This is a genomic window from Bacteroides sp. D20 (assembly GCF_003436255.1).
GTDB classification, from domain to species: domain Bacteria; phylum Bacteroidota; class Bacteroidia; order Bacteroidales; family Bacteroidaceae; genus Bacteroides; species Bacteroides uniformis.
Window position 1 is genome coordinate 1 of the sequence record NZ_QSOO01000036.1, and the last position, 7,369, is coordinate 7,369.

Below are 7,369 nucleotides of genomic sequence, written 5' to 3' on the forward strand. Positions count from 1 at the left end.
AATATCCGCATGAACGAAAAAGATAAACTTTTATTCATGTTCCAAAAATCAATTTATGAATTAATACAAAACAAGAAGAAAATATGAACAAGCAATTCATTATCACGAATTTCGCCGCATTTGCTCTCATGCTGTTCCTGCCGACCGGATGCAGGCAGGCGGACGGCAAGCAGGATGCGGTGCAGAGTTATCGGGTCATAAAGGTCGCGGCAAGTCCGGTGGAAATCTCCGAGTCCTATTCCGCCGCCATACGCGGACGGCAGGATGTGGACATCCTGCCGCAAATATCCGGGCGCATTATCCGTCTGAAAGTGAAAGAGGGTGAACGGGTGAAGACCGGTCAAGTATTGGCTGTAATTGACCAAGTGCCCTATCGGGCGGCATTACGCACGGCGCAGGCCAATGTCAGCGCGGCACAGGCAAAAGTGGAAACGGCAAGAATCGAGCTGCGGGGCAAGCAGGCATTGTTTGACGAGAAGGTCATATCCGACTACGAGCTTTCTCTCGCCCGGAACCAACTGGCAGTGGCGTGTGCTGAACTCGAACAGGCAAAGGCACAAGAATCGAATGCACGCAACAATCTCTCCTATACGGAAATCAAAAGCCCGAGCAACGGAGTAGTAGGCACATTGCCCTATCGCATCGGTGCGCTTGTCGGTCCCAATATGGCACAGCCTTTCACGGTCGTGTCCGACAATGCGGAGATGTATGCCTATTTCTCCATTTCGGAGAATATGCTACGGCGATATTTGGCTCGCTATGGCTCGATTGACAGCATGATAGCCGGGATGCCGGAAGTGGGCCTGCAACTCAACGACGGCAGCCTGTACAAGGCGAAAGGACGTATTGAAACCGTAAGCGGCGTGGTGGATCCTGTTACCGGAACGGTACAAATCAAAGCCCTGTTCCCCAATCCCGACCGCGAACTGTTGAGTGGCAGCATCGGCAATGTCATCCTTCAAAACCCGAAAACGGAGGCCGTAACCATTCCCATGACCGCCACCGTGGAACTGCAGGACAAGATTATCGCTTACCGTCTGAAAAACGGACAGGCGGAAGCCGCCTATCTCACGGTGGACCGCCTGAACGACGGCAACCGGTTTATCGTAAAAGAAGGTCTTTCGGTCGGTGACACCATTGTCGCCGAAGGCGTGGGACTGGTGAGAGAAGGCATGAGCATAACCCCTAAAAACGAAACGAAATGAACCTGAGATTTTTTATAGACCGCCCGGTGTTTTCGGGCGTTATCTCGGTGGTGATTGTACTGTTGGGCATGATTTCCATGTTTTCCTTGCCGGTGGAACAATACCCCGACATCGCACCTCCGACCATCAACGTATCCGCAACTTATCCTGGAGCAAACGCTGAAACTGTGCAGAAGGCAGTGATAACCCCTCTGGAAGAAGCCATCAACGGCGTGGAAGACATGACCTATATGACTTCCACGACATCGAATACGGGCGATGCTTCCATCGACATCTATTTCAAGCAGGGAACCAACGCGGACATGGCGGCGGTAAACGTGCAGAACCGCGTGAACGGCGCGCTGAGCCAGCTTCCGGCGGAAGCCACCAAGACCGGTGTCACCACTGAAAAGCAGCAGAATGCCGAACTGATGACTTTCGCGCTCTATTCGCCCGATGACCGCTTCGACCAGACCTTCCTGAACAATTACGTGAAAATCAATGTCGAGCCGAGGCTGAAACGTATCAGCGGCGTGGGAAAGGCACAGATGTTCGGTTCCAACTACAGCATGCGACTTTGGCTGCGTCCCGACAAGATGGCGCAATACGGGCTTATCCCCGATGACATATCCACCGTACTCGCACGACAGAACATCGAGGCCGCCACCGGCTCCTTCGGTGCCAATCATCCTACCGCCAATGAATACACGATGAAATACCGCGGACGCTTGTCCGGCGCGGAAGAGTTCGGTGAGTTGGTCATCAAGTCACTGCCGGGCGGCAATGTGCTTCGGCTGAAGGAGGTTGCCGATGTGGAACTGGGCGATGAATACTACAAATATTCCTCCGAAGTGAACGGGCATCCGGCAGCCATGATGCTCATCAACCAGAAAGCCGGGTCCAATGCTTCAAGCACCATCAAGGAGATTCACGAAGTGCTTGACGACCTCAGCCGGGACTTGCCCGAAGGGACGGAATTCGTGGTGCTTACCGATACCAACAAGTTCCTGTATGCTTCCATCAATTCTGTTATCCGGACACTTATTGAAGCGATACTTCTGGTTATCGTGGTGGTATATGTATTTTTGCAAGATATTAAGTCCACGCTTATTCCTACGATATCCATTTTCGTCTCCATTATCGGTACGTTCGCCGTGATGTCCATGATCGGCTTCTCCGTCAACCTGCTCACCCTGTTCGCGCTTGTGCTTGCCATCGGAACTGTGGTCGATGATGCCATTGTGGTGGTGGAAGCGGTGCAGGCGAAGTTCGACGAGGGCTATCAGTCTGCGGTTCTCGCGGCTGATGATGCCATGAAAGGCGTTTCGTCGGCTATCCTGACCTCTACCATCATCTTTATGGCAGTGTTTTTCCCCGTTGCCATGATGGGCGGGACTTCGGGAGCGTTCTACACGCAGTTCGGTATCACGATGGCTGTTGCCGTGGGAATCTCGGCAGTCAATGCCTTCACACTCTCACCGGCACTTTGCGCGCTGCTGCTGAAACCCTATATCGATGAGCAGGGCAACACCAAGAACAATTTTGCAGCCCGTTTCCGTAAAGCGTTCAATGCCGTCTTCGACCGTCTGAGCCGACGCTATGTACGTGGAGTGATGTTCATTATCCATCGCCGATGGCTGTTGTGGAGCATCATAGGCATTTCTTTCGGGTTGCTGGTGCTGCTGGTCAATGTCACAAAGACGGGACTTATTCCCGAAGAGGACACCGGGACGGTCATGGTGAGCATGAACACGAAGCCCGGCACATCCATGGCTCAGACAAGTAAGGTGATGGAGCGTATCAACAGCCGTCTCGACAGCATCGGCGAGATTGAATACAGCGGTGCGGTCGCCGGTTTCTCTTTCAGCGCTTCCGGTCCCTCGCAGGCGATGTATTTCGTGACACTCAAAGACTGGGAGCAGCGTAAGGGAGAGGGGCAGTCGGTCAATGATGTCATCGGAAAGATTTATGCCGCCACTTCGGATATTCCCGATGCCACGGTGTTCGCCATGTCGCCTCCGATGATTGCCGGGTACGGCATGGGAAACGGTTTCGAGCTTTATTTGCAGGACAAGGCGGGCGGAAACATCGCCGCCTTCAAGGAAGAGGCAGACAAGTTTGTCGAAGCCTTGTCGCAGCGACCCGAAATCGGCGAAGTCTATTCCTCCTTTGCCACGGATTATCCGCAATACTGGGTGGATATCGATGCCGCCAAATGCGAACAGTCGGGTGTGTCGCCCGCAGATGTGCTTTCCACATTGTCGGGCTATTATACCGGACAATATGTTTCCGACTTCAACCGGTTCTCCAAGCTCTACCATGTGACCATGCAGGCTCCGGCGGAATATCGTGTGAATGCGGAATCCCTGCACCACATGTATGTGCGTGCCACCGATGGCGGCATGTCGCCTTTGAGCCGGTTCGTGCGCCTGACCAAGACCAACGGCCCGTCAGACCTCACCCGTTTCAACCTGTTCAACGCCATCTCGATTAGCGGGTCTCCGGCTCAGGGCTACAGTTCGGGGCAGGTGCTCGAAGCCATCGGCGAGACGGCACGTGAAGTGCTTCCGTCAAATTACACATACGAGTTTGGCGGCATTTCGCGTGAGGAAAGCAAGACGACCAACAATGCCACGCTTATATTCCTGCTCTGCATGGTTCTGGTCTATCTGATTCTGTGCGCCTTGTATGAGAGCGTGTTCATACCCTTCGCGGTTCTGTTGTCGGTGCCTTGCGGACTGATGGGCAGTTTCCTGTTTGCGTGGCTCTTCGGTCTGGAGAACAACATCTACATGCAGACCGGACTTATCATGATTATAGGCCTGCTTGCCAAGACAGCGATCCTGCTTACCGAATACGCCGGTAAACGGCGGTCGGAAGGCATGACGCTGGCACAGGCGGCATACAGTGCGGCAAAAGTCCGCCTGCGCCCCATATTGATGACTGTGTTGTCCATGGTGTTCGGTCTTGTCCCGCTGATGATGGCGCACGGAGTGGGTGCCAACGGCAGCCGTTCGCTTGCCACAGGTGTAATCGGTGGAATGATTGTAGGTACTTTGGCTCTGTTGTTCCTTGTGCCGTCATTGTTTATTGTATTCCAATATATCCAAGAACGTGTTAAGCATAATTAAATGAAGAAGACAGTAATATATATCATATTGTCGGGATGGATGCTTGCCGGCTGTGGCACATACAGCCGGTATCATCGCCCTGACCTCTCAACGGAGAATCTGTATCGGGACATGCCGGCGGACATTGATACAATGACCATCGCGTCCCTGTCGTGGCGGGAAATGTTTACCGACCCGAAACTCCAGTCCTTGATTGAAACCGGACTTGAACGGAACGCAGACCTCAATGTGGCACGGTTACGCGTGGAAGCGGCAGAAGCCGTCCTGATGACTGCCAGACTATCATATCTTCCATCACTGGGACTGACTGCCGAAGGTAATGCCAATAAACATGACGGAGCAACGGCAAAGACATATAATGTGAGAGCGTCGGCAAGCTGGGAACTGGACATCTTCGGCAAACTTACGGCGGCAAAGCGTGGCGCAGCCGCCGCATTACAAGGAAGCCGTGCCTACCGGCAGGCCGTACAGACACAGCTTGTCGCCACTATTGCAGACAGTTACTACACCCTTGCCATGCTTGACGCACAAATGACAATAAGTAACCGGACTTTGGAGAACTGGCGGACTACCGTACGCACTCTTGAAGCGTTGAAAAAAGTGGGGAAATCAAACGAGGCTGGCGTATTGCAGGCAAAGGCGAACGTGATGCGACTCGAAGCATCCCTGTTATCCATACGCAAGAGTATTTCCGAAACAGAAAACGCCCTGTCTGCGATACTTGCCATGCCGTCACACTCGATTGGACGAAGTGATCTGGCCGAGGCTGCTTTCCCCGATACTGTCTCGATCGGAGTCCCTTTGCAACTGCTTTCCAACCGTCCCGACGTGCGTCAGGCTGAAATGGAACTGGCGCAAGCGTTCTACGCCACCAATGCGGCTCGTGCCGCCTTCTATCCCAATATTACCCTCTCGGGGACTCTTGGATGGACTAATAACGGCGGTGGCGTAATCGTAAATCCCGGACAATGGTTGCTCAATGCCATCGGTTCCCTGACACAGCCCTTATTCAACCGGGGCACAAACATCGCCAACTTGAAGATAGCCAAAAGCCGTCAGGAAGAAGCCAAACTGTTGTTCCGGCAATCATTGCTGAACGCTGGAAAAGAAGTGAACGATGCTCTGACTGCATGGCAGACGGCAAAATCGCAAATTGAAATCAATGCTCGACAGGTTGAAACATTATGCGATGCTGTGCGAAAGACAGAATCGCTTATGCGTCATTCCAATGCCACCTATCTGGAAGTGTTGACCGCCCAACAGTCTCTTCTCGAAGCGGAAGTGCAACAGCTACAAACTCGTTTTGAACGCATACAAAGTGTAATCAAACTTTATCATGTGTTGGGAGGAGGAATGTAACTGCAATAAATAGAAAAATTTGAAATTATTATTAGTGTTATTCATCTCGGATATTTTTCGTGATTCTGCCGCATGTAGATATTGTACGAAAGCAATATTTGGATTGTAAAATATCAAGCCAATGAAAATACTTTTGCAGCATAAAATATTTATAGGATACTTTCTTTTAATGGCGATCATTGGCAGCATGGTCGCTATTGTTCTGCACGAGCGTAGTCGTGTACAGAAAATAGAGAATGAATCAATCGCTATTTTTCAAACCCAGCACAATATCAATACCACACACCGCTATGTGACCACGTTAGTAACTTATGGTGAATCCGTCATGGTATGGAATGATGAGGATTCTGGGTGAAGTATAAGAATATCAGAGAAGGGGAACAATTGCATTTCGATTTGCATTTTCTTAACCGCATAAAGAAACAGTTCCCGGGGATAAAAGCTATTTCGCCTGAAATAACAGGACCTTATTCGCAAGTGATGAATAAAGCTAAAAGCGGACTTTTTAAGATTATAGGAATCAATGAAAACTATATGGGAATTAAGATACTTAAAATCAACGAAGATGGACGATATTTTAATAAAGGAGATGACGAGAATACCCGTAATGTTACCATTATCGGCGAAAATGTCAGTACGACCTTATTTAATAATCAAAAAGCGTTGGGTAAGTCGATCAACATTGCCGGTATTGATTTTAAGGTGATAGGCGTACTAAAGAATGATGATATTTTCAGCGCTTCGGAAATCAATTCGGTATATGTGCCCTTCTCAAGTTACATAAACTGTATTGACAATAAGACTCCATTGCGCGCTTTCTGTTTATATCTGAACAAAGAAGTTGATTCCAAGCGATTTGAGAATGAGCTGAGAGCCTTCATCGCTAATAAATACCAATTTGCTTATTCTGATAAGCAAGCCTTACAGATAATCAATTTTGAGACACAAACATCTGCTTTTGAGGGACTCTTTGATGGATTGAAAATGTTTATCTGGATCGTAGGAATTTGTTTTCTGATAAGTGGTATTGTTGGAGTAAGCAACATCATGTTTGTCGTGATCAAAGAAAGGAGTAGCGAAATAGGCATCCGTAAGGCTGTAGGAGCAACTCCTAAATCCATTCTTGTGTTAATGCTGACGGAATCTGTCATCATAACTGTAATCTCCGGTATCATCGGATTGATATCAGGTGCAGCTATTCTTGAGATTATAAATTGGTTGCTCGAAAGCGCCCGTCACGCGACAATGATAAAGCATGCAGAAATAGATATAAATGTAGCTGTTCTCGCTTTGGTTATCTTGATTTTGTCCGGTGTCATTGCCGGAGCATTTCCGGCTATGAAAGCATCTGTTATACAACCCATTGACGCCATTAGAAACGAAAATATAGGATAATGAAGACATTTAAGATTATATTAATTTGCATCTTTTCCGCCACACTGGCATTTGTTGCTTTTCGTTCTTCGCTAAGAGGTACAAAGGCAATTTACGAAACTACACAACCACAATATCGCGAGATCAAAGAGGAAATAAACATATCCGGCAATGTTTTTCCGATGAAGGAGATCGAAATAAAATCGCAGATATCGGGAGTCCTGGACAAGATTAATGTTTCGATAGGAGATAAAGTGCGCATAGGAGATTAAATATAAATTCAAGCAATCATAGCCCGTAATTCACTGAATTTGGCTATCT

Annotated in this window: 4 protein-coding genes and 1 pseudogene; all 5 read left to right on the forward strand. The window is 49.2% G+C overall.

Going from position 1 to position 7,369, the window contains the following annotated elements:
• Positions 1-83 precede the first annotated feature (83 nt).
• Positions 84-1,205, forward strand: a complete 1,122-nt coding sequence (locus DXD78_RS20685) for an efflux RND transporter periplasmic adaptor subunit (RefSeq protein ID WP_117652949.1) — start codon at positions 84-86, stop codon at positions 1,203-1,205.
• Positions 1,202-4,315 carry an efflux RND transporter permease subunit gene (locus tag DXD78_RS20690; protein ID WP_117652950.1) on the forward strand — a complete coding sequence of 1,038 codons (3,114 nt, stop codon included), beginning with the start codon at positions 1,202-1,204 and terminating at the stop codon, positions 4,313-4,315. Before DXD78_RS20685 ends, DXD78_RS20690 begins: the two co-directional genes overlap by 4 nt.
• Positions 4,316-5,674, forward strand: coding sequence for an efflux transporter outer membrane subunit (locus DXD78_RS20695; protein ID WP_117652951.1), 1,359 nt, complete (start codon positions 4,316-4,318; stop codon positions 5,672-5,674). It abuts the gene before it with no gap.
• Between the two features lie 121 nt (positions 5,675-5,795).
• Positions 5,796-6,023 (forward strand): annotated as a pseudogene (locus tag DXD78_RS20700) (hypothetical protein); the annotation flags it as partial.
• A 2-nt stretch (positions 6,024-6,025) separates the two neighbouring features.
• A complete protein-coding gene (locus DXD78_RS20705) occupies positions 6,026-7,069 on the forward strand; it encodes an ABC transporter permease (RefSeq protein ID WP_005809236.1) in 1,044 nt (347 codons plus the stop codon).
• The last annotated feature ends 300 nt before the right edge of the window (positions 7,070-7,369 follow it).

Coding starts and splice junctions, on each gene's coding strand:
- DXD78_RS20685 (WP_117652949.1), top strand. CDS start 84: ATGAACAAGCAATTCATTATCACGAATTTCGCCGCATTTGCTCTCATG.
- DXD78_RS20690 (WP_117652950.1), top strand. CDS start 1,202: ATGAACCTGAGATTTTTTATAGACCGCCCGGTGTTTTCGGGCGTTATC.
- DXD78_RS20695 (WP_117652951.1), top strand. CDS start 4,316: ATGAAGAAGACAGTAATATATATCATATTGTCGGGATGGATGCTTGCC.